At 62.6% G+C, this 25,197-nt stretch carries 11 protein-coding genes; 7 read left to right on the plus strand and 4 right to left on the minus strand.

Annotation, left to right across the window (positions count from 1 at the left end):
* Nucleotides 1-34 precede the first annotated feature (34 nt).
* A complete protein-coding gene (gene gtdA, locus GNP00_RS07395; RefSeq protein WP_011579401.1) occupies nucleotides 35-1,096 on the minus strand; it encodes a gentisate 1,2-dioxygenase in 1,062 nt (353 codons plus the stop codon).
* Entirely contained in the window at nucleotides 1,093-2,373 is a 1,281-nt protein-coding gene (locus GNP00_RS07400) for an FAD-dependent monooxygenase (RefSeq protein WP_343034344.1), read from the minus strand. The genes gtdA and GNP00_RS07400 overlap by 4 nt, the downstream gene beginning before the upstream one ends.
* An 86-nt stretch (nucleotides 2,374-2,459) precedes the next feature.
* Here GNP00_RS07400 and GNP00_RS07405 point away from each other — a divergent pair, with 86 nt between their 5' ends.
* The 6 genes from GNP00_RS07405 to GNP00_RS07430 all read left to right on the plus strand — a co-directional run bounded on the left by GNP00_RS07405 (nucleotide 2,460) and on the right by GNP00_RS07430 (nucleotide 21,107).
* Entirely contained in the window at nucleotides 2,460-3,278 is an 819-nt protein-coding gene (locus tag GNP00_RS07405; protein WP_011579399.1) for a DNA-binding transcriptional regulator, read from the plus strand.
* 96 nt (nucleotides 3,279-3,374) lie between these two features.
* The gene (locus GNP00_RS07410) at nucleotides 3,375-4,376 is read left to right on the plus strand and encodes a TRAP transporter substrate-binding protein DctP (protein WP_011579398.1); all 1,002 of its coding nucleotides are present in this window, start codon (nucleotides 3,375-3,377) and stop codon (nucleotides 4,374-4,376) included.
* A complete protein-coding gene (locus GNP00_RS07415; protein WP_049764580.1) occupies nucleotides 4,373-6,268 on the plus strand; it encodes a TRAP transporter large permease subunit in 1,896 nt (631 codons plus the stop codon). Before GNP00_RS07410 ends, GNP00_RS07415 begins: the two co-directional genes overlap by 4 nt.
* Nucleotides 6,269-6,697: 429 nt before the next feature.
* Nucleotides 6,698-12,538, plus strand: a complete 5,841-nt coding sequence (locus GNP00_RS07420; protein WP_011579396.1) for a DUF6923 family protein — start codon at nucleotides 6,698-6,700, stop codon at nucleotides 12,536-12,538.
* Nucleotides 12,539-13,269: 731 nt separating this feature from the next.
* Nucleotides 13,270-17,328: a DUF6923 family protein gene (locus GNP00_RS07425; protein WP_166015818.1), complete on the plus strand. Its 4,059-nt coding sequence runs from the start codon at nucleotides 13,270-13,272 to the stop codon at nucleotides 17,326-17,328.
* A complete protein-coding gene (locus GNP00_RS07430; protein WP_011579394.1) occupies nucleotides 17,325-21,107 on the plus strand; it encodes a TonB-dependent receptor in 3,783 nt (1,260 codons plus the stop codon). Before GNP00_RS07425 ends, GNP00_RS07430 begins: the two co-directional genes overlap by 4 nt.
* A 429-nt stretch (nucleotides 21,108-21,536) precedes the next feature.
* Here the strand turns inward: GNP00_RS07430 and GNP00_RS07435 are convergent, their stop codons facing one another.
* Nucleotides 21,537-22,910: an aspartate aminotransferase family protein gene (locus GNP00_RS07435; RefSeq protein ID WP_011581741.1), complete on the minus strand. Its 1,374-nt coding sequence runs from the start codon at nucleotides 22,908-22,910 to the stop codon at nucleotides 21,537-21,539.
* A gap of 23 nt (nucleotides 22,911-22,933) precedes the next feature.
* Nucleotides 22,934-24,427, minus strand: a complete 1,494-nt coding sequence (locus GNP00_RS07440) for an NAD-dependent succinate-semialdehyde dehydrogenase (RefSeq protein ID WP_166015820.1) — start codon at nucleotides 24,425-24,427, stop codon at nucleotides 22,934-22,936.
* A 195-nt stretch (nucleotides 24,428-24,622) separates the two neighbouring features.
* Between GNP00_RS07440 and GNP00_RS07445 the strand changes: the two genes are divergently transcribed.
* Complete coding sequence (locus tag GNP00_RS07445) at nucleotides 24,623-25,102, plus strand: Lrp/AsnC family transcriptional regulator (RefSeq protein WP_011581743.1); 480 nt, start codon at nucleotides 24,623-24,625, stop codon at nucleotides 25,100-25,102.
* Nucleotides 25,103-25,197: the final 95 nt, after the last annotated feature.

The following is a 25,197-nucleotide window of genomic DNA, read 5'->3' on the forward strand; positions in this document are numbered from 1 at the left end:
CACCAGCCTGCCGACTGGTGGGGCTCAGATCTCGTCAATGCGAGGGTGGGAAAGACGGTGCCTCGTTGCCGCGCGCTTCCATGAAGAAGCCGAGTTTTTCTTGCGCGGCACGATCCGAGTAGTTGAAAAGGAAGGTGTCGGGCTCCGCCTCCAGCGTGAAAGAGGTCCAGGCGGGCACGACGAAGATATCCTTCTTCTTAAAGGCCATGCGCTTGCCCGCGACCTCTACGTGCCCGCGTCCCTCGGTGACAACGAAGACCGTGCTTTCGGTCGAACGGTAAGGGGTTGAGACGAAGCCCGCCGGCAGTTTGCGCAGGTAGGTCGCGAGTGTTGGCATCGCCCATCCGCCATCGACGGGATTGGTATAGCGCAGCCGCCAGCCATGGCAGGGGTCGGGCTTACCGGTTCTCGCGGCCTGTTCGACTGCCGCGCGACTCTTTTCGTAGGAATAGTTGAAAACTGGCGAAGAGAGCCGCTCCCATTTCTGATCCACGGGCATCAGCCCTGAACCGTAACGGGCGAGGCTGTCGCCCTCCTCCTTGACGATCTCCTGCGCCTCTGTCTCCATGTCCTCTTCGAAACCCGCATTGAACATCCGCACCATCGGGATATCGAGCCCGTCGAGCCAGATCATCGGTGCGTCAGAGGGATTGCCGTGATCGTGCCAGCGCCACGGCGGAGTCACAATGAAGTCACCGAACTCCATCGTGGTTCTCTCACCGCCCACGGCGGTATAGGCGCCCGAGCCATCGAGGACAAAGCGCAGTGCGGCCTGGCTATGGCGGTGCGAAGGCGCGACCTCGCCCGGCAGGATGATCTGGAAACCCGCAAAGACAGAATCCGCTATCCGGCTCGTTCCTTTTAGTGCCGGGTTTTCGAGGATCAGCACCCGCCGCTCGGCCTCCTTGGCAGTCACCAGCCGGCCAGCTTCAAGGATGTGAGGTTTCAGGGCGTCGAAATCCCATAAATGCGCTTCAGCCTGAGGTTTGGGTTCTGTTGGAACCAGCCCGCGAAGCCGACCCCAGAGTGGCGCAAGCGCCTGTGCCTCAACAGCATCGATGTAACTCTGCGGCGTCTTCGAAAGTGCGTCGCTCATCGCGTCTCCTCCATCAATTCTTCTGTGCAAATTCCAGCATCTGGATCAGCTCCGTCTAACGAACCTCGCCAGCCCCAAAGCCACTCCATTTGCGAATAGTCCGCAGGATCGTGTGATTGCAGGATTGTGTCGCGCAGGCTGGCGGCCATGCCACCCAAGTGAATGAATTCCCCGAATTTGCGTGCGGTCAGCTGGACTTGGGCCGTCCTGGTCTGCCGAAGGCGGGCGTAACGGGCCAACGCTTTGCCGGAAACTTCCACCCCCAGACAAGCACCGAGCGTCACGGCATCTTCCAGAGCCTGACATGCTCCCTGCGCGAGGTACTGGTACATCGGGTGGGCGGCATCGCCCATCAACGCCGCACTGTCGCGTACCCAGTTGCGAATTGGATCTCGATCCCTCAGAGGCCAGCGGAACTGCCTGTCGATCCGCGAAATTGATGCTCTGACGTATGGAACGGTCTTCGCGAAGGCCGCGTCAAGCTCATCCGGCGTAGCCCAGCTGGCGTCGTCAAGGTCCGGTCGGTACTGAGAACTGCGGAACACCGCGACCTGATTGTAGAGTTCACCACGTCGCACAGGGTACTGCACCAGGTGGTTGCCATCCCCGGTGTAGAGCACAACCGTATCCTCGCCTGAATGCTCGGGCAGTTCAGCAAAAGGGACCGTTCCGCGATAGGCAACATACCCTTCACAGCGCACGGAATCGGGGCCATGGATCTGGCGCCTGAGGACGGAATTGACGCCGTCCGCCGCTATTAAGACCCGACCGTGGAATGAATTGCCGTTGGCGCAGGTCACGGTACTTCCGTCGGCTTCAATTCGCGCTTGGGTCACATGCTGTCCGGTTTCCAGCACGACATTCGGAAGAGCACGAACGGCCGACAGCAAAGCGTCGAGCAGATCGGATCGATGCATAACCCGATAGCGATGTCCAAAACGTTTTGAGAGATTGCTACCCAGGTCTATACGCGACAGCGCCGTGCCGGAATTGATGTCATGCATGGCCATCTGCGCGGGGAAGACGGCCATTTCGTCAAGGGTGTCGAGAACCCCGAGAATGCGCAACGCCTCGGCGCCGTTGGGGGCAAGCTGTAGCCCCGCGCCAACTTCAGAGAACTTGCTGGCACGCTCAACAACGCGTACTTCGCGGCCTGACCGGGCGCATGCCAGTGCCGTAGCAAGGCCACCAATTCCGCCGCCCACGACTAGGATTTCGCTGTCTGATGTCGATGGCAAGTTTGCCCTCCCTCGGCTTCCCTCTGGCGTAGAGGACACACCATTGGAAAATCGGCGGGTGGAGTCTAGAAGTCGGTTTTCAGACGTGCACTAAGTGCACATCAGAAGGTGAATGGGATTGAAGCATGGAGAGGTACAAACACGTCGAAGGACTATTGCGGGGATTGTCGCTGCTCAGGGCGATGAATGAGGAGGAAGGAGGCTTCGCCACCGTGACAACGCTGGCCGATCGAACCGGCCTGCATCGCACCACGGTTAAACGCCTTCTTGAGACCCTGCACTTCGCCGGATATGTCCAACCGGCTGAAGACCGGCGGGGATATACGCTTGCCTTGGCGGTACGGGAACTAAGCGAGGGCTTCACCGACGAAGCCTGGATCACTCAAATAGCGGGCCCTGCCCTGGGAGAACTGGTCGAGCGCGTGGTCTGGCCTTCCGATTTCACGACGCCCCAAGCTGACCAGATGGTGATCCGGGAAACCACCCGTCGTTTTAGCCCCTTTTCGTTTCATCGTGCGATGGTGGGGCAGCGCCTCCCAATGCTGCAATCCTCAGCGGGGCGCGCCTTTCTGGGATTCTGCGCCGAGAACCAACGAGAGGCCTTGATTCGCCACCTGCAACGAGGCGTTACCGACAGGGCAACGCGACATGCCCTCCGTCAGGCAGTGGAACACGCTGCCCGCGAGACAGCTGCCGTCGGTTATGGATGGAACTATGGCGGGTGGAGCCGACAACAACGCTTTGGGGGAATAGCGTTACCCGTGATCGTCGACGGACGGGTGCTCGCCTGCCTGAGCGTGGTCTTTCTTATCAAGAGCCTGTCTCTCAGGGAGGCGGAGAACCGGTTTCTCTCGCACCTTTCTCACGCGGTGGATCGCATCCGAAATGGTCTGATCGAGATGGGGGTAGACCGCGAATTCGTGCCAGGTCAATCCAATCATTGAATGTGCACTAAGTGCACGTTCTTGGTTTTGCTTCTGGCAGCGCGCGGTTCGAAACGTTAAATCCTTGCCAAATTGAACGGGCAAGGGAGGAGAGCCGTGCATCGTTACGTTTTGGGAATTTGTGGTGGCGTGGCCTTGTTTGCAGGTGTCACGGCCAGTGCAGCCGCCGAGAAAAGCCTACGGTTTGCCAGCATCGCCGGACCGACGGCATACATCAACACAGGAATACTTGAACCGTGGTTTGAGGACATCGTGAAAGCGTGCAACGGAGAGATTTCGGTCGAGCTTCTCTCGGCCGGGTCCGCGGCGCGGCCTGAAGACGTCTTCGAATCAGTTCAGGACGGGCTGGTCGACTTTGCCTGGGGTGTCATGCCTTTCAGTCCGGGCCGGTTCCCAGAAGGCTCGGTGTTGGAATTGCCGCTTCTGGCCCGCACCACGGCTGAGGCGTCTCCTGCGATGTGGCATCTCTGGGAAGAAGGGATGCTGTCCGGGTTCGATGGCGTTCAGGTTCTGAGCGTCGCTTCGAGTGCAGTGTTCAGCTTCCATGCGGCCAGCGATCTATCTGACCTTGATGGCTTAAAGGGGATGAGGACCCGCGTATCTGGCGCGACGGCCTCGGACACGATGACAGCCTTGGGCGCGACACCCCTTGGCCTTCCGATCCCGGCAGTGGCCGAAAACCTTGCCAGAAAGACGGTCGATGCGGTGGCCACCGATTGGTACGCTCTGGAGGGCTGGGGCATCATTGACCTTGTCAGCGCGCATATTGACATCCCGCTCGGCGCCGCGGGGATCTACTTGATCATGAATTCGGATACGTGGGCGGGCCTATCGCCAGACTGCCAGAACGGGATCAATGACGTTTCCGGACTGGCTTTTGCCAAGCGGTGGGGGAATGGGTTGACCGCTCGAAGTGCTGAAACCCGCGCGAAACTCGAGGCGCGAGGCGATACCATCATCGTGCCCGATGACGCAGAAATCGGAAGGCTGCGCGAAATGCTTGCTTCCGTCGAAGCTAGCTGGATCGAAAGCACGCCGAACGGGCAGGCTGTCATCGACCGTTTCCGTGAACTTCTGGCTGGCGGAGCTCAGCCGTGACGGACACCGCCAATCAGGCGTGTGGCGCCAACATAAACCTCTGGTCCCCGATTCGAGCAGTGGTTCTCGACCAGTTCGCGCTTTGGGCGGGTTTTCTTCTTCTCGGGCTGGCGGTTGTGGTCTGCGCGGATGTCGTGCTTCGCCTTGGCGCTGATCTGCCAATGGCGGGTCTATACGAGATTTCAGCTCTTGTTGCTGCGATGGCAATGGCGGCTTCCTTCGTTCGCCCGACACTTCTATCCGATCACATTGGAATGGACCTCCTGGCGGAACGCGGGGATTTTCTCTCGCGGCTGATCCCCGCAGCCGTGACCTCCATCTTCATCGGGCTCGCCACGTGGGCGTTGTTCCGCATGGCAATGCATGCCTTTGCCAGCGCGGAGACGACGCTGGTGGTCCGGTGGCCCACATGGCCATTCTGGTTTGCCGCGCTTTTCCTACTTTTCCCGGCTCTTCTCACCATGGCCGTGAATTTCGGCGCCGTGCGGGAGAAACTGCCGGCATGGGATCGAGGCGCCTTGATCGTGCCATTCTTCCTCCTGCTTGCGATCGGGATTTTGGTGGCGATCTTTGTCTATCAGGACCAGCTTGGCCCGGTTGCCAAGGGCGGACTTCTTTTCGGGGCGGTCTATGCGCTTGCCATGGCGCAAGTCCCCATCGGGATTTCAATGGGCATCGTCGGCGTTACGGGTGTTTGGGCCCTGCTCAGCACGCGTGCAGCAGAACGGGTGTTGCAGAACGAAGTCCGCGACGTGTTGTCGAGCAATGAACTAATAGCGATCCCTCTGTTCCTAATGATGGGCAGTTTCGCCATCCGGGCCGGGCTGGCGGCGCGGATCTTCACGGCAGCCCGTGCGATATTCGGTCCGGTGCGCGGCGGCCTGGCCATCGCGACAGTCGTCGGCTGCGGCGGGTTTGGGGCAGTCAGCGGGTCATCCGTGGCCACGACGGCGACACTCGGACGTGTGGCCTTCGACGAGATGAGGGTGAACGGTTACCGCCAAAGCTTTGCTTGCGGTACGATTGCGGCAGGGGGAACTCTGGGCGCGCTGATCCCGCCTTCGGTCATTCTCATCATCTACTGCGTGGTGGCGGAGCAATCCATCGAGCGGGCCTTCGCGGCAGCGCTGTTTCCGGGATTACTGGCGATCTTGCTCTATGCCGCCACCATCGCCGTCATGGTGCGGCTGCGCCCGGACGTAGCGCCACAGATGGCACAGAAACCGCTGCGCGAGATCCTGCGCGATGTTCTTGGGGCCTGGCCACCCGCGCTGCTCTTCATCATTGTCCTGGCCGGTCTTTACGGAGGCCTTTTCACTTCGAGCGAAGCGGCAGCCGTGGGGTGCATCCTTGCGCTCATATTCTGGGTTGTCGGCGGGTCGTTTACATTCGGTGCTCTCAGCGCCTCGCTTTTGGATGCCATGACCTCCAGTGCCAAGCTCTACATGGTTATACTTGGCGCCAGCCTGTTCGCGGCTCTTCTAAACCTAACCGGGCTTGCCCGCGTCGTCCTCACATGGGCAGATCCCGCGACCACCCCGCAGATCGTGGTGCTGCTGGCCTTCGTCGCGGTTTACCTCATTCTTGGGGCGATCTTTGATTCCGTTGCAGCCCTTCTAGTTACCGCGCCAATCGTCATTCCCGTAATCGAGGGGTACGGCCTCGACCTCGTCTGGTGGGGCATCGTGACGCTCAGCATGATCGAGACGGGAATGATCACGCCACCGATCGGGATGAATGTTTTCGTTCTGCGGGGGGTGCTTGGCGGCGAGATCCGGCTGCAGGACATCTATCGCGGGATCTGGCCTTTCGTCTGCGCGGATCTGGTGCGGCTGGCACTGCTGCTCGCCATACCTTCCATCGCCCTTTGGTTGCCGAGCGCGATAGGCTAGGCCGTTTGGAGGTCAGTGATGTCCATGGAGCCTTCCGTTAAAAATGGCAGGCTTCGGCAGACGTCGCGCCAGGAGTAATTGGCGAGCTTCGTTTCGCGCAACCGTCCCCGGCCGCTTCTGTATTATATATGACTGAGGCCGCAATAGACTGCAGGATCGAAGATTTAAGTCCGCTGACGGTTCGTTTTATCAAGCGATAACAGGAACTTAGAAAGCTACTACTACAATTGGCCGGAACGGCACAACGCGCATTTTCCTGATAATAAAGCAGCATTCTGAAATACCGCATTCCCGGATTGTGCTCACCTACAACAAAACTGATTACCCGGTTTGGGTCGTGGCTCGCTTCAAACCGTGGTGGTAGCGCAGCCGGCATGGCGAAAACCGGCTGCGATTGGCCGGGGGGCTATTCATGCGGTGCTACTGTCGATGAACTTTGCAACGCGTCATCTCGGCGGGGGATTGGCGGGAGCATTCGCCATTTTAGCTATGTCCGGGTGGGGTTCCGAGGCGCAGGCGCAGGCCCAGCCCACCTTCGCATGCGACTCGAGCATATATCTTACGATGGGCGCCAACCCGACGCAGCTTGTCAGGGTCGACACGAGCACCAATCCGTTCGATTTCTCCGATACCGTAGGCCCGGGCGATTCCCCCGGCTACAACGGGGCCGGCTTCGACCCGTTCAGCGGATACATCTATGCCACCCGCTGGGACGGCACCACGCACCGCCTCCTGCGAATCGGCAGCGACGGCTCCGTGCGGGACATGGGGCGCGTCGTCGGCGGCGGGATAAATACGACCGATTTCCAAGCTAGCTTCGCGACCGGCGTGGTCGGCGCAGACGGCTTTCTCTACGTCAAGCACAATGGCGGCGCTGGCTCGGACACGATGTTCAGGATCGACCTTGGCGGCGACACCGTGGGAGACCGCAGCGCCACCGCCATTCCGCTCACCCTTAACGGCGTTTCAACCGCCATCGCTTCTGCAGACTCGGCCTGGCACAATGGCCTGATCTACGCCCATGATCACGTCAACGATCGTCTCTATACGGTCGACCCCAGCAGCGGCGCGATAACTCTCCTGCCGCAGATCTCGGGCACCGGCGGCGCCTTCGGCTCGATGATCAGCGCCACCAACGGTGTTTTCGGCCGCGACAATAACGGCGGATTTTACCGGTTCGACACCACGACGGGGCGAGCGGTGCTGATCTCCAGCTCGCCGACGGGCGGTGGCGACGGCGCCAAGTGCCCTACGACGGCCGTCACTCTGCCCGCCGACACGCAGATCACCAAGACGGACTCCGCCCAAGAATATCTGGCGGGCCAGCAAGTGCAGTACATGATCGTTGTTTCCAACAAGGGTCCTTTCGGTGTTCAGAACGCACTGGTCAACGACCCGCTGCCTAGCGGGATCAGCCAGGCGAGTTGGAGCTGCGGCTCGCCGACCGGCGGTGCCTCATGCAGCAGCACAGCCACTCAATCCGGCGCCATCGTGGACTTCCCGGTAAACCTGCCGGCCAACTCGTCAGTCACCATTACGTTTACGATCGATGTGCCGGCGGATTACACAGGCGATCTCGTCAACACGACGACAGTGGTAAATCCGGGCCCGGATGTGCCGGACCCCGACCCGGACAACAATTCGGCCACCGATACCGACACCTCTACAAGGCTGACGCTGCAGAAAACGGTAATTAACGATGACGGCGGCACGGCAACGGAGGCGAACTTCACCCTTTCAGCCAGCGGCCCGACACCAATCTCAGGCACATCCGGCGATCCGGCGGTGACGAATGCGACTATCCTGGCGGGCGACTACACCCTGTCGGAGAGCGCGCCTTCCGGCTATCAGGCGGTGGGGCCCTATAGCTGCTCCGTGAATGGTGCCGCCGCAGTGGATGGGAACACACTGAGCCTGGCGGTGGGCGACGTCGCCGTCTGCACGATCACCAATGACGACCAGCCGGCCACGCTGACGTTGCAGAAAACAGTAGTAAACGACAATGGCGGCACGGCAGCGGTTGCGGACTTCACGCTTTCGGCCAGTGGCCCGACTCCGATCTCCGGCACCTCCGGCGATGCGGCGGTGACGAATGCACTGGTGGATGCGGGCAGCTACACGCTGTCGGAGTCCGGGCCCGCCGGCTATGCGGCCTCGCTTTACAGTTGCTCGATCGATGGCGGGGCGGCCGTTGATGGCAACAACCTGACCCTGGGAAGCGGGCAGAACGCGGTTTGCACGATCACCAATAATGACGAGCAGGCGACTCTGACGCTGCAGAAAGCCGTGGTGAATGATGATGGCGGCACGGCCGTGGTGGCGGACTTCATGCTTTCGGCGAGCGGCCCGACACCGATCTCCGGCACGTCCGGTGATCCGGCTGTGACAAATGCGCCGGTGGACGCCGGCGCCTACACGCTGTCGGAAACCGGTCCAGCCGGTTATGCGGCACTCTACAGTTGCTCGATTGATGGCGGCGCGGCCGTTGATGGCATCAATCTGACATTGGACAGCGGTCAGAGCGCCGTCTGCACCATCACCAATGACGACCAACCGGCCACGCTGACATTGCAGAAAACAGTCGTGAACGACAATGGCGGCACGGCAGCGGTTGCTGACTTCACGCTTTTGGCCAGTGGCCCCACTCCGATCTCCGGCACGTCCGGCGATGCGGCGGTGACGAACGCACCGGTGGATGCGGGCAGCTATACGCTGTCGGAGACCGGGCCGACCGGCTATGCGGACTCGCTTTACAGTTGCTCGGTCGATGGCGGGGCGGCCGTTGATGGCAACAACCTGACCCTGGGCAGCGGGCAGAGCGCGGTTTGCACGATCACCAATGATGACGAGCAGGCGACGCTGACGCTGCAGAAAACGGTGGTCAACGACAACGGTGGCACGGCGACGGTTGCGGACTTCACGCTTTCGGCGAGCGGCCCGACACCGATCTCCGGCACGTCCGGTGATCCGGCGGTGACGAATGCGCCAGTGGACGCCGGCGCCTACACGTTGTCGGAAACCGGCCCAGCCGGCTATGGGGCACTCTACAGTTGCTCGGTCGACGGCGGCGCGGCCGTTGATGGCGCCAATCTGATATTGGACAGCGGTCAGAACGCCGTCTGCACGATCACCAACGACGATGAGCAGGCGATCCTGACGCTGGAGAAAGTCGTCGTAAACGACAATGGCGGAACGGCGGCGGCTGCGGATTTCACGCTTCTGGCCGATGGCCCCACTCCGATCTCCGGCACGTCCGGCGATGCGGCGGTGACGAACGCGCCTGTGGATGCGGGCAGCTACACGCTTTCGGAGACCGGGCCGGCGGGCTATGCGGCCTCGCTCTACAGCTGCTCGATTGATGGCGGCGCGGCTGTTGATGGTAACGATCTGACGCTTGGTAGCGGGCAGAATGCGGTTTGTACCATCACCAATAACGACCAGTCCGCGACCCTGACACTGCGAAAGACCGTCGTGAATGATGATGGCGGCACGGCGACGGTTGCGGATTTCACCCTTTCGGCGAGCGGGCCGATTCCGATCTCCGGCGCATCGGGTGATCCGGCGGTGACGAATGCGCCGATAGACGCAGGCACCTATACGCTTTCCGAGACCGGACCTTCGGGCTACGCTCCCACGCTTTACAGTTGCTCGATCGACGGCGGGACGGCTGTCGACAGCAACACGCTGAACCTCGGCAGCGGGCAGAGCGCCGTCTGCGAAATCACCAACGACGACTTTGCCCCGGTCAAGGCGCTGACCGGCGAGGACGGAATCATTTCCGGTGTCGCGGAGCCGGGCGAGACACTCACCTACACCTTGACCCTGACCAATAACGGGGCCAGCACCGCAACATACGATCTCAAAGACAACATCGACGACAACACGACATATGTGGCGGGTTCGGCGACTGTGAACGGCATAGCGCACGAGCCTACCGGACCGGACCCGCTCCTTTGGGACGATCTTCCTGTCCCCGCCGGAAGTACGGCAAGGGTCGTTTATTCGGTTAAGGTCGCGGATCCTCTTCCGGACGGGGTGACGACCATCGGCAACGCTGCAACCGACGACTGCGCCCTAAACCCCGATGCCTGCGTCACCATACCGGCGGCAGGCAAGGCGGTACCTTCGAAAGCATTAACCGGGGAGGACGGTATTATCCCCGATGCCGCCGAGCCGGGCGAAACACTGACCTACACGGTAATCCTGACCAATAATGACGGCAATCCCGCGCCCTATGATTTGAAAGACGATATCGACGACGCAACCATCTATGTGACCGGCTCCGCATCGATCGATGGGACACCACGCGAGCCGGTGGGCGCAGATCCTCTAACCTGGGACAATTTGGTCGTTCCTGCCAACGGCACTCTGACTGCGGTCTATTCGGTGAAAGTGGCCGATCCCCTTCCCGACGGGGTCACGGAGATCCGCAATGCCGCGACCGACGATTGCGACGCAAATCCGGATGCGTGCGTCACGACCCCCGCCGCCGGAAAGGCGGAACCGTCAAAGGCTCTGACAGGCGAGAGCGGGGTAGCGCCGGACGTTGCCGAGCCCGGCGAAACCTTGACCTATACAATTACGCTGACGAACGGGCACTCCCAGGCAGCACCCTATGACCTTGTCGACAACATCGACGACAACACGGCATATGTGGCAGGTTCGGCGACCGTCGACGGTGCAGCACGGGAGCCCACGGGAAGCGATCCCCTGCTGTGGAGCGACTTGATCATTCCGGCCAATGGCGCCGTCAACGTGGTTTATCAGGTGCGGGTTGCCGATCTACTCCCGGAGGGTGTGACGTCGATTGGCAATGTTGCCTATGACGAGGGCGATCCGGAGCCGAAGTGCGACGTGATGCCAACGCCGCCCAACTGCGTGCCTACCCCGGCGCAAAGGACCGGGCTCGAATTGGTCAAGAAGGGCGCATACGACCACGACGGCAATGCGGCGGCGATTGCGGGCGACAAGATCCTCTACACTTTCACGGTGACCAACACGGGCAATGTGCCGCTGGCCGAGGTCACACCCGTGGATGAAGGGCCCACCTTCAATGGCATGAAGGGGACGGGTGCCCTCTCGCCCTTCACGCCCGCTCCGCTGACGCTCAATCCCGGCCGAAGCCAGGTTTTCCAAGCGACCTACACACTCAGTCAGACCGACATCGACAATGGCGCTGGAATCGAGGATGGCGTGCGGAACATGGCCATTGCAATGGGCTACGCCAACGGCACGCGTGTTACCGGCACACCGGTTGAATCTAAGGAGAGCGTCTGGTCGCTGGCACTGCCGGCGCCAAAACCGCTTACGGTGGTGAAGCAGGCGCTGGTGCGCGCTGTCCGTCGCGGCGAACAGGCCCCGTTCATTATACAAGTCGTCAACGATGCCGGCTCCCCCGCATCCGGAATCACCGTGATCGACACTGTGCCGCCGGGCTTCCGCTATGTGGAGGATTCGGCAACGGTGGATGGGGTGGAAGTGTCGCCGGAGATCGCCGGACGGCAAATCCGCTTCACCGGTATCACCGTACCCGGCAATGGCGAGGTGCAGATCCGGCTCAGGCTGCTGGCGCTCTCCTCGGCCGGGCCGGGCGAGCACGTCAATCTAGCCCATGCCGAGGACCGGTCCGGCCACATGAGCAATCAGGCACGCGCAGCGGTCGAGATCCTGGCCGAGCCGGTGTTCGACTGCGGAGACATCGTCGGCAGGGTGTTCGATGACCGGAACGGCAACGGCTACCAGGATCAGGGCGAGCCGGGGCTGCCGGGCGTGCGGCTCGCCACGGTGAAGGGGTGGCTGGTGACGACGGACGCCCATGGCCGCTTCCATGTCGCCTGCGCCGACCTGCCGGACCAGCGCATCGGGTCGAACTTCATCATGAAGCTCGATACGCGCACGCTGCCTTCGGGCTATCGCGTGACGACGGAAAATCCGCGCGTGGTGCGGCTGACGGCGGGCAAGATGACAAAGCTCGATTTCGGGGCGTCGATCGGCAGGGTGGTGCGGCTCGATCTCACGGGCGAGGCGTTCGAACCCGGCAGGGTAGATCTCCGGTCCATCTGGGTGGCCGGCATTGACGAGCTAATCGAGGTGCTTTCCGAGGAACGCTCGGCGCTGCAGCTCTTCTATATCGACGCGGGCAGCGATCTAGCGCTGGCAAAAGAGCGCATGCGCCTCATGAAAAAGCTGATCTCCGAACGCTGGCGAGAGCGGCCACGGGCCTACTCCTTGGAGATCGAGACGCGTCTTGAAGCGCGTGGTGAGCCTTGAGACTGAAACCGCTTGGAACACCAAAACTCGGCCGCTTCTGTGGAGTTGCCTGCGGCGCAACCTCTGCAGCCTCATCGGTCTTTTGCCGCCTCAAGAATTGCACGTACTGTGCCGGCAGCAACATTATATCTTCACCTCATGCGAGCAGTCGTCTCCAGGCATCGGGGCGGCTTCTCGTAAATCCGAGGACTAGCCCATGATCGGCGTGATTATCCTCGTGACGTGACCGGAAGCTGGCAAATAAAACCCTGATAAGCAGCATTCTAATACTCAGAGCAATATCCCGAAATACAAGACCATAGATCACGTGCCTAACTCCGCGGACTGGAATTGTCCGGTGCGGGGGTTTGCCTGGCATTTGATGCGGCGTCCGGGATCGAGGGGGATCCCATGCCATGCCAGGGCGGTCCGAGGTTGTCGCTCGGAAAACCGCAACGGACGATTCACATACGAGGGAGTCGTCCATGCAGAAGCCGGTCTTTCACTCCGCTGTCGCAAGCAGCTTTCTTAGTCGTCGCCAAAACATAGGTGGGGCGGCAACACGGCGGCCGGGGGCCGTGCGCCGATATCCCCCTGGTCTTCTCAGGAGTTCCCTTACCGGTTTCTTGTTTTTAGCGGCTTGGGTTGCGTTCGGCACCACGGAAGAGGCTCGTGCCCAAGCGGGCCCCACCGTCTCGTGCACGACGGACGGCGCCATTTTCAACACGGCATACGATTCCTCGAGTGGCGGCATGCTGACTTCGGGCACCGATGCCAACTGGGACGTCGCCCTGACAACCACGGATATTACCGGTCCGCCGCCGGGAGGTCTGACCTACGCCGACGCCGTCGTCGTAGATGATCCACCTGCCAACTACACGACCTCGCCCTTTGGCAACGCCAACTGGATTTCTCATAACTCCACTGCCACTCAACCCACCCCCGAAAATTACGACATCTTCTACCGCTACGAGTTCAGCCTCGATCCCTCGGTCGACCCCTCGACGCTCGATCTGCAGATGACCTTTTTTGCGGATAACTCGGTTTACGAGGTGTGGGTGAACGGGGTCGACCAGAATATCCAATCCGACTACGCTCCTGAGGATCCGTATTTCTACAGCGGATTCCAGGCCGGCAACGGAGCTAGCGGTGCCATGAACGGCGCCTGGCAGACCGGCCTCAACACCATCGTCGTCCACATAAAGTCCGGACCTGGTGCGCAGGCGTTCATGGCGCAAATCGAGTCGACCTCCGTGTGCCAGCCAACGCTGACCCTGCGGAAGATTGTCGACAACTCTCAAGGGGGCAGCGCCGGGCCGGGCGACTTCACCCTGCAGGCTGAGGGGCCGACAACGATTCAAGGCGTGATGGGCGACCCTGCCGTCACCGATGCGTCGGTCCCGGCGGGCACATATGCGCTGAGCGAGTCCTACACTGAACTTGGCTATGCTGCTTCCGAGTATAGCTGCGCGATTGACGGCGGGGCAGCAACGGATGGCAATTCCGTGGCATTGGAAAACGGTCAAAGCGCCGTCTGCACGATCACCAACACATTTTCTCCGTCCTTCGGCTCCTGCAGCCCATCCATGTATCTGGCGCAGAACGTTCCGACACAGCTCTTCCGCTTCGAAACCTCGGATAACCCGTTCGACGTCAATCCGATAGGGCCAGCCTCGAATAACCAGTACAACGGCATCGCGATGAACCCCATAGACAACTATATCTATGGCTTCGAGATCAACACTACCCCCCCACGGTTGGCGCGCGTTGGCAGTGACGGCGGCGTGCAGGTGCTCGGAGAGATTGCCGGCTTTCCGAATGCCACTGTCACAGGTGAATTCAGTCCGGACGGCACACTCTATTCGGCGACTGCCGGTCGGCTCTATACCGTTAATGTAACAAACAGAACGGCGACATCCGTGCCGCTGACCGGGGCCGCCACCCACGGTCCGGACCTCGCATGGTATAACGGGCTGCTCTACAGCGTCACCGGTACTGGCCAACTCGTTACGATCGACCCGGCCACGGGCTTTGTCGACACCGTCGGCGAGACCGGCCTGACACAGAATTCGTTCGGCGGCATGTTCGGCGCCAGCAACGGCATCTTCGGCTCGAACAATGTTGGCGGCTTCTACCGGTTCAATGTAGAAACAGGCCGCGGAACACTCATCTCAGACCTTCAAGGCTCGGGCCAGAACGACGGCGCCAAATGCGCCACCACGCCGCTGACCTTTCCGGCCGACGTGACGATCGCCAAGGACGACGGCAGCGAGACCTACACGGCGGGCGGCGAGGTGGTTTACACGATCGTCGTTTCCAATGACGGTCCGTTCGGGGTGGCAGGGACATTGGTGAACGATCCGCTCCCCGACGGTATCACCGATGCGGAGTGGACTTGCGGCAGCCCGACCGGCGGTGGGTACTGCAGCGTGCCAAGCGGCACGGGCGCCATCACCGACGTGCCGGTGGACCTCCCGGTGGACGGCGACGTGGGCAGCTCCGTCACCTTCACGCTCACCATGACGGTGCCGGCAGACTTTGAGGGCGATCTCGTCAATACGGCGACGGTCACCAACCCATCTGACGTGCCGGATCCCGACCCGAACGACAACGAATCCACGGACACCAACACGGTGCCCGTTATCCGTAAGGTCAAGGAGCTGGTTGGCGAGAGCGGTGAACTGGCCGGTGTTGCCGAGCCGGGCGAGACGCTCACCTACGAAATCACGCTCACCAACCCCTATGACTCGGCGCGCGGCAGTTACGAGCTGATCGACGATTATGACGAAAACCTGACGGTGGTAGATGCCGCCGGCGGCACGGACGATGGCGATCTGATCACCTGGACGGGGCTCACCGTTCCGGCGCACGACGGAACCAATCCGGGCCAACTGGTGCTCACGGTACAGCTCCAGGTCGTCGATCCGATCCCCGAGAGCGTAACCAGGATCAGCAATATCGTCTACGAGCCCAATGAGATCGTTGACTGCCGGGTGACGCCCACCCAGTGCTACGAATTGCCGGCCTCCGCGCGTATCCTGCGGATGAAGCAATTGGTCGCCGAGGATGGCCTCACGGAAGGTGTTGCCGAGCCGGGCGAAAGGCTCACCTACGAGATCACGCTCACCAATACCGGTGGCCCGGCGGACGACTATGCCATCCAGGACCTGCTCGACGAGAACACTGTCTTTGTCTCGGCCGACAATGGCGGCACCCACTCGGGGGGCAATCCCGGCGGTGGTGTGGTGGATTGGACCGGGCTCAGCATTCCGGAGCACGACGGGACCAATCCGGGCCAACTGGTGCTGACGGTGATAGCGACGGTGGTCGACCCACTGCCCGACGGAGCGATTGGGATATCCAACATGATCAAGGAGCCGGGCGACCCGGATCCCGTATGTCCGTCGGACGACTGTGTGACGGTGCCGTCCCAGTTGACCGGGCTCGAGTTGGTCAAGACGGGAACCTATGAGGACACCGACGGCAACGGCTTCGCCAATGTGGGTGACACGATCCACTACAAGTTCACGGTAACCAATACCGGGAACGTGGTGCTGCAGGACGTGGTTCCGGAGGATGCCGGTCCGACATTTGACGGCCAGGAAGGCGGCGGCGAGCTGTCGGCTTTCGATCCGGCCTCGGCAACGCTGGAGCCGGGCGAGGAGACTGTGTTCGAGGCCAGCTATGTCCTGACGCAGGCCGATATCGACAATGGAGCCGGTGTCGAGGAGGGCGTCGAGAACACGGCTACGGCGGTAGGTTATGCCAATGGCGATCGGGTAACCGGTACGGAGGTGAACTCACCAGGCAGCGGAACCTCTTTGGACTTGCCGGCTGCGGCGAGCAATATCTCGATTGCGAAGATCGCCAATCTGCGCGCCATCCGGCGCGGCGAGCAGGCGCCGTTCACGATCCGGGTGACGAACCTTGCCGGGTCGCGGGTGGACGGGCTGACGGTGGTCGACCGGATCCCGCCGGGCTTCCGCTATGTGGAGGGCTCGGCGACGGTCGGCGATGTTGCCGTGGAGCCGGTGGAGGCGGGGCGCGAGATCCGCTTCGAGAACCTGTCGCTGGAAGGCAATCAGGAAATCGAGATCCGGCTGCGAATGCTGGCCTTGAGCTCGGCGGGTCCCGGCGAGCATGTCAACCGGGCGCGCGCCGAGGATGCCTCGGGACGGCAGCTGGCGCCGGAAGCGCAGGCGGTGGTGGAGATCCTGGCGGAGCCGGTGTTCGACTGCGGCGACGTGATCGGCAAGGTGTTCGACGACGTCAACCGCAACGGCTACCAGGACCAGGGCGAGCCGGGGCTCCCCGGCGTGCGGGTGGCCACCGTCAAGGGCTGGCTCATCACCACGGATGAATATGGCCGCTTCCATGTGGCCTGCGCCGACCTGCCGGAGGCGCGCATCGGTTCGAACTTCATCATGAAGCTGGACACGCGCACGCTGCCGACGGGCTATCGCCTGACGACGGAGAACCCGCGCGTGGTGCGGCTGACGGCGGGCAAGACGACGAAGCTGAACTTCGGCGCCGCGGTGGGACGCGTCGTCCGTCTGGAATTGACGGACGCGGCCTTCGCGCCGGACGCCGCGCAGCTGAAGCCGGAATGGGCAGAGAGCGTCGACCGGCTGATCGGCGTCCTTGCCGAGGAGCAGTCGGTGCTGCGGCTGACCTACTTCTACGGCGGTGTCGACCGGGCATTGGCCGGCGCGCGGATCATGCAGGCGAGAGAGCTGATCGCGGAACGCTGGCGCAGGAGAGGAGGTGCTTACCGACTGGAGATCGAGATGCGAGTGGAGGCGGTTCAATGAGCGCGCTGATCGGGAAGACGGGCATGAATACCACGCATATTGTTTGCCGCAATCGCACGCTCCTGCTGGCCGGCATCGCGCTCATGGCGCTTGTCGGCAGCGGCCCGGCCCTGGCCGAGGGGGAGGCTTGTGCGGGCGCCGGTTGCGCCGCGCCGATCCGCGGCAAGGCCGTCGATGACGGCACGGCCGGACACCTTCCGGTCGGCGCCAACACCGAAACGGAAACGGCGGCCGACGCGCCGGCGATTCCCTTCATGATCAAGGTCGACGGCGAGACGGTCGACAAGAGCGGCGAGCGCGCCAAGGAAGCGCTGGCGCCCGGCCAGGCCGAACCCGCATCGAAGCCGGTGGACCGGCAGCGCCAGACCGATGTGGCGCTGTCGGCGGTCGACATCCAGGTCAAGTTCGACGGGCTCGAGGCGGACCGGCTGCTCAATGTCTCGACCATGCCGGTCGAACGCCTCTACCGGCCGGGCGAGACGATCACATTCCTCGCCACGGCCAACTACCCCGCCTTCATCGACCGCGCCGAGATCCGCATTTATGAAGCGGGCGAGAAAGCAGATGTCCGCCCGGCGGCGGTGGTGCCGGTGACGATCAACGGCACCGCCACCTGGACCATGCCGGAAGGCGGCGAGGCGGGCTACGCCTATGTGCTGCGCGTCTATGACGCCAAGGGCCGCTATGACGAGACGGTGCCGCTGACCATCGCCCGCAGCGGGCGGGAGGACTTGGCCAGCCACAAACAGGCCGAGGCGGCAGCGCCAGGCTGGGGCGAGGACCGCACGGCCTTCCACAACATCCCCGTCAAGGGCGGCGCGGTGACGGTGCACGGCCGGCACGTGCCGCCGGGCTACTCCGTCGAGGTGCTGGGCGAGACGATCCCGCTCGACCCGGACCAGGCCTTCGTGGTCAGCCGCATCCTTCCGCCGGGCGAGCATGTGGTCGACGTGGCGGTCGACGGCCCGTCGAAGAGCGGCGGCCTCTCCTTCTTCCGCGAGATCAACATCCCCGACAATGACTGGTTCTATGTGGCGCTCGCCGACCTCACCGTCGGCAAGCGCATGGGAGACGACGCCATCGAGGAGGTGCGCCCGGGCGAATATGACGAGGTCTATTCCAAGGGGCGGCTGGCCTTTTACCTCAAGGGCAAGATCAAGGGCGAATATCTCCTGACGGCGGCCGCCGATACGGGCGAGGACGACCTGGAAAGCCTGTGGCGCAATCTCGACAAGCAGGACCCGCGCCGGCTGCTGCGCCGCCTCGATCCGGACGATTACTATCCGGTCTATGGCGACGACTCGACCTTTGTCGAGGACGCGCCGACCAAGGGCAAGTTCTATGTCCGGCTGGAGCGCGGCGACAGCCATGTGATGTGGGGCAATTACAAGACCCAGATCACCGGCACCGAGTTCCTGCGCTCCGACCGCGCGCTCTACGGGGCCTCCGCCGTCTACCGTTCCGAAGAGGCGACCTCGTTCGGCGAGCGGCGCACCGAGGTCACCCTCTACGGCGCGCAGCCCGACACGCTTCCCTCACGCGAGGTGTTCCTCGGCACCGGCGGCTCGGCCTACTTCCTGAAGCGCCAGGACATCGTCGAAGGCTCGGAAACGGTGCGGGTGGAGACCCGCGACGCGGTGACCGGGCGGGTGGTCGCGCGGCAGACGCTCTCCTATGGCGAGGACTACTCCTTCGACTATATGCAAGGGGTGATCATCCTGCGCCGGCCGCTCTCCTCGATGACCGGCACCGACGCGCCGGTGCGCAACGGCGCGCTCGGCGGCAACGACCTTTATCTGACGGTCGACTACGAATACGAGCCGCTGGCGAGCGATGTCGACGGCTATGTCTATGGCGGGCGGGCCCAGCACTGGCTGAACGAGAAGGTGCGGGTCGGCGTCACCGGCATGGACGATTCGACCGATCTTGCCGACCAGAGGGCCTATGGCGCCGACATTGAGATCCGCCAATCCGAGCGCACCTTCCTGGAGGCGGAGATCGCCCATTCCAAGGGGCGCGGCTTCGACCTGTCGCAATCGGCCGATGGCGGGCTGACCTGGGGTGACGACCGGGCGGACGCGCCGGCCGATGCCGACGACGAGGGCACCGCCTGGCGCGTGCGCGGCCAGGTGGCGCTGGAAGAGCTCGGCGCCGGCATCAACGGCACGGTGGGCGGCTATTACGAGGAGAAGGAAGCGGGCTTCTCCACGCTCTACGACCATGCCGATGTCGACCGCCGCATCTGGGGGGCGCATGCCAATCTCGATCTCACCGAGGAGCTGGCGCTGGCGCTCGCCTATGACGATCTGAAGGACGCGGACGGGCAGCTCCGCCGCGACGGCGCCGGCAGCGTCAGCTGGCAGTTCGACCAGCACTGGAAGCTCTCCTTCGGCGTCGCCTATTCGGAGATCATGTCGCCGCTGGCGCGCCGGGTCGGCAAGTCCGGCTATAACGGCTCCCGGCTCGACGCCGGGGCGCGCGTCGACTACCGGATCGATGAGGACCGCCTGGTCTACGCCTTCGCGCAAGGCACCCTTGACCGCTCGCGCGACATCGACCGCAACGACCGCGCCGGCATCGGCGCCGAGTGGCGGCTGACCGAGAAGGTGGGGCTGACCGGCGAGATCTCCTACGGCACCCACGGCATCGGCGGGCTGGCCGGCATCACCTACGACCCGACCGCCGACGACCATTACTATCTCGGCTACAAGCTCGACCCGGACCGCGCCTTCCAGCTGGACAACAGCCGCGACCTCTACGGCAGCGACAAGGGCACGGTCGTCGCCGGCATGCGGCGGCGCATGGGCGATGCGGTGTCGGCCTATTCGGAGAGCAATTACGACCTTTACGGCAACCGCAGGTCGCTCACCCAGACCTATGGCGTCATCTACACCCCCGACGCCCAGTGGACCGTCGACGGCGGGCTGGAGATCGGCCGCGTGCAAGACGAGACCGTCTATGAGGACGCGGCCGGCAATCCCACCTTGCGCGAGGACTTCGACCGCTACGCCCCCTCGCTTTCGCTCGGCTACAAGGACGAGGAGCGCGGCATCGATGCGCGAGTGCGCGGCGAGGTCAGGATCGAGCGCTCCGACGACGGCACGCGCGATCAGAACTCCTACCTGTTCGCCGCCGGCCTCGGCTGGAAGACCAGCCCCGACTGGCGGCTCCTCGCCCATGTCGACGCGGTCCTCTCCGACACCAGGTCCGCCCAGGTCTTCTTCGCCGACACGGACTATGTCGAGGCCTCGCTCGGCTACGCCTACCGGCCGGTCGAGAACGACCGCCTGAACGCGCTGTTCAAATACACCTGGCTTTACGACCTGCCGGGCAACAACCAGGTGATCTCGGGCGCCACCGGCGACAGCTTCGCCCCGGCCCAGCGCAGCCACATCCTGTCGGCCGACGTCAATTACGACCTGATGCCCTGGCTCACCGTCGGCGGCAAATACGGCTTCCGCATCGGCCAGGTCAAATACCGCACCGACGACGGCTCCGGCACCGGCTTTGCGGAAGAGTGGCAGGAATCCTCCGCCCATCTCGGCATCCTGCGCGCCGACCTGCACCTCATCAAGAAATGGGACCTCCTGGTCGAGGGCCGCGTCATGCACATCCCCGGCGTCGACACCGACTATGGCGCCCTCGCCGCCCTTTACCGCCATGTCGGCGACAACTTCAAGGTCGGCGTCGGCTACAACTTCGGCCGCTTCTCCGACGACCTCCGCGACCTCACACTCGACGACCAGGGCGTCTTCCTCAACGTCGTCGGAAAATTCTAGCCAACAAAGCAAGACCCCGCGCTTACACCGCACGGGGTCTTGCGGAAATAGGCCTGGGGCACAGCAATGCGGGGCATGTGCCAGGCTACACGAGGCGCGAGGCTGGGCGAGCCAGGAATGTGGGCTCGATCACCGCTTACAAGCGGCTGATCGCAGGGTGAAGCCCCTGCCTCCCGGCGGACACCGCTCACTCACTGCATGGACATTCTGTAGATGATTCACGACCGCCACGGCCGCGTGGCTATTTTCGGCGGATCACTTCCGGCAGCGTGGTCTGTTCAGTCTCTTAGGTCAGGTGACCAGTCGCTGCTCTTCCACGAGTTGCTTGGGCCGCCGGATCTCCCGCAGCCCATGCTCGCAAATCGCTTAACGAAAAAGTCGGCTTTGATAGCGCGAGCTTACGGCAAGCAGCCGACAGCTCGCTTGAAGTCATCCCAACACGCTATCGACGGCAGAGGCCGTCGCGGCGATAACCTTGTCCGCTTCTTCTTTCGTCAGGCACAGCGGTGGGGCGAAGCCCAGAATGTCGCCCTGAGGCATTGCGCGGCCGATCACGCCGCGTTCGGCGAGTGCGGCGGCGATCTGCGGCCCGATCTTCTTCGACGCATCGAAAAAGACGCGATCGTCACGATCGGCGACGAATTCGACGGCGGCCAGCATACCATCGCCCCGGACCTCGCCGACATTGGGGTGACTGCCCACTGCATTCGCCAGTTCTGCACGGAAATAGGCGCCGACCGTGCCCGCATTCTCGACCAGATTCATTTCATCGATCAGCTCGAGATTGGCAACGCCGGCGGCCGCGCAGAGCGGATGCGCCGAATAGGTCCAGCCATGGCCGAGCGCGCCGAGCTTGTCGGAGCCTTGGACCAATACCTGCCAGACCTTGTCCGAGACAATGACGCCCGAAAGTGGGGCATAGGCCGAGGTCAGGCCCTTGGCGATGGTGATGAGATCCGGCTTTATGCCGTAGTGGTCGGAGCCGAACATGGTGCCAAGACGGCCAAAGCCGGTCACCACCTCGTCGGCGATGAGAAGCACGTCGTACTTCTTCAGCACGGCCTGAATCTTTTCCCAATAGCCGGCCGGCGGCGGCACGATGCCTCCTGTGCCGAGGATCGGCTCGCCAATGAAGGCGGCCACCGTGTCCGGACCTTCCGCCAGAATCATCTCCTCCAGTTTGTCGGCGCAGTACTGCGAGAACTGCTCCTCGCTCATGGAGCGGTCAGGGCGGCGGAAATAATAGGGCGCCTCGGTGTGCAGGATCGGCGCACGCGGCAGGTCGAAGGCATTGTGGAAGAGATCGAGCCCGGTTAGCGAGCCGGTCATGATGCCGGAGCCGTGATAGCCGCGCCAGCGCGAGATGATCTTCTTCTTCTCAGGCCGGCCGAGCACATTGTTGTAGTACCAGATCAGCTTGATGTTGGTCTCGTTGGCATCCGAGCCCGACAGGCCGAAATAGACGCGGCTCATGCCCTGCGGCGCACGATCGATGATCATCTTGGCGAGCCGGATGGAGGCGTCCGTGCCGTGGCCGACATAGGCGTGGTAATAGGCGAGATTCCTGGCCTGTTCGGCGATCGCGTCGGCGATCTTCTGGCGGCCATAACCGACATTGACGCAGTAGAGGCCAGCGAAGGCGTCGAGGCTCGTGCGGCCATTCACGTCTGTAATGTAGACGCCCTCGCCACCGGCGACGACGCGGTTGGGCGATTCACCACGCGCATGCGTGCCCATATGGGTCGAGGGATGGAAGAAATGGTCGCGATCCCAGGCGTTGAGTTCGTTCGAGCGGTCGGTCATGGCGGATTCCTGCTTCCTTTTTTTCAGGCTGCGTCGAGGCACAGATATTTGAGATCGGTGAAGGCCTCCAGCCCGTGGCGGGCGCCTTCGCGCCCTATGCCGGACTGCTTGACGCCGCCGAAGGGGATGGGGGCGCCGGTGATCTTCACGCGGTTGATGGCGACCATGCCGTAATCCAGCGCGCGGCCCATGCGCAGTTGGCGAGCTCCGTTTTCGGTGACGACATAGGCGACGAGCCCGTATTCGGTGTTGTTGGCGCGGCGCACGACCTCGTCCTCGGTGTCGAAGGGGACCGCGGCGGCAACCGGCCCGAAAGTCTCCTCGCGCATGATCAGCGCCGCGTCGGGTACATCGGCCAGCAGGGTCGGCTGGTAGAACAGCCGGCCGGCCGGATGACGTTCGCCGCCGATCAGGCAGCGCGCGCCGCGCCCGAGCGCATCGGTGACCTGCTCCTCGACCTTTGCTATTGCCCGCTCATGCATCAGCGGGCCGATATCACCGGTCTCGTCGAGTCCGTCCGACACCTTCAGGGTCGCGATCCGCGCGGCAAAGGCTTCGCAGAAGGCGCCATAGATTCCCCGCTGCACATATATCCGGTTGGCGGCGAGGCAGTCCTGGCCCGAGGTCGCGAATTTCGCGCCGATCGCGATATCGACGGCTTTGTCGAGCGGGGCGTCTTCGAACACGATCAGGGGCGCATGGCCGCCAAGCTCCATCACGAGGCGCTTCATAGTAGGCGCGCATTGCGCGGCGATCAGCCGTCCGATCTCGGTCGAGCCGGTGAAGCTCATGGCACGGATGCGGGAATCCCCGCACATGCGACCTACGATGGTCGCGGCATCGCCCGTGACGACGTTTAACACGCCGGCCGGCAACCCGGCTCGTTCGCCGAGTTCGGCCAGCGCAAGGGCCGACAGCGGCGTCTCGGAAGAAGGATGGGCGACGATCGTGCAGCCGGCGGCTAAAGCTGCGGCCGCCTTGCGCGTCAGCATGGCCGACGGAAAGTTCCAGGGCGTTACCACGCCAACGACGCCGAGCGGCTCGCGCCGAACCATCATCTCGGCACCGGGTAAATGGCTGGTCACGCTCTCGACGTTGAGGCGCTTTGCTTCCTCGGCATACCATTCGACGAAGGAAGCGGCATAATCGATCTCGCCGCGCGATTCCGCCAGCGGCTTGCCCTGTTCCAACGTCATCAGCAGCGCCAGGTCTTCCTTGGCGGCGACGATGAGTTCGTACCAGGCGCGCAAGGTTGCGGCGCGTTCCTGAGGCAAGAGCCTCTTCCACGACAGAAAGGCGCGGGCGGCCGCATCGATCCCGGAGTCGACCTGTGCCGCGTTAAGGGAAGCGACATAGGCGAGCACAGCGCCGGTGGCGGGATCGCGGACCTCGAAGTTGACCGGCTCGTGGCCCGTTACCCAGCGACCGTCGACATAGGCCAGCTCGCGCAGCAGGCTTTTGTCATGGAGCAGGTCGAGCTTCGCGGATAAATCGATCTTGGCCGTGGCAGCATTCATGGAAAGCCTCTTGGAAGGACACCGCAAAACTGAAATCTGATCGGACAGGTTACGAGCAGGAACCGGCTCGGCACGAATGGTCACAATCGGTCAGTCCCCATGCAGATTATCCTATCCCATGGACGGTTTTCGGCGCTAAAATGGGACATGCGCCGAATTTCGGCTCTCATCGGCATGTTTTTACAGGAATCCTGCATGAAGCCCCTCGATCGCGCTGACGTCGCCCTTCTGCGTGCAGTCCAAATCAACAACCGCCTCAGCTCGGAAGAGCTCGCGGAAATCGCACATCTTTCACCGACAGCTTGCCAGCGCCGGCTTAAACGGTTGCGAGCGGAGGGCGTGATCGAGAGCGATGTCGCAATTGTTTCGCCCAAGGCCGTAGGCCGACCGATAATCATGGTGGTCAGCGTATCGCTGGAGCGGGAACGCGCCGACATTATCGACAAGTTCAAGCGCGCAATCCGCAAATCGCCGGAAGTGATGACCGGCTATTACGTTACCGGTGACGCAGATTTCGTCTTGGTGATCACCGCAAGAGACATGGAGACCTACGAGGCGTTTACCCGCCGCTTTTTCTACGAAAATCCAGACATCAAGAACTTCAAGACGCTGGTCGTTATGGATCGCGTCAAGGCCGGCCTCGCCATTCCGATCGAGGAGCCGGATATCGAGTAAGATGCAAAGCACTGAACACTGACGCGACCCTATGAAACCACAAGCCTACGCGCCGGAAAATCATTATCGTTTTGGAAAAGCCTCGGCCTCATAAC

The organism is Chelativorans multitrophicus (assembly GCF_011317445.1).
GTDB classification, from domain to species: Bacteria; Pseudomonadota; Alphaproteobacteria; order Rhizobiales; family Rhizobiaceae; genus Chelativorans; species Chelativorans multitrophicus.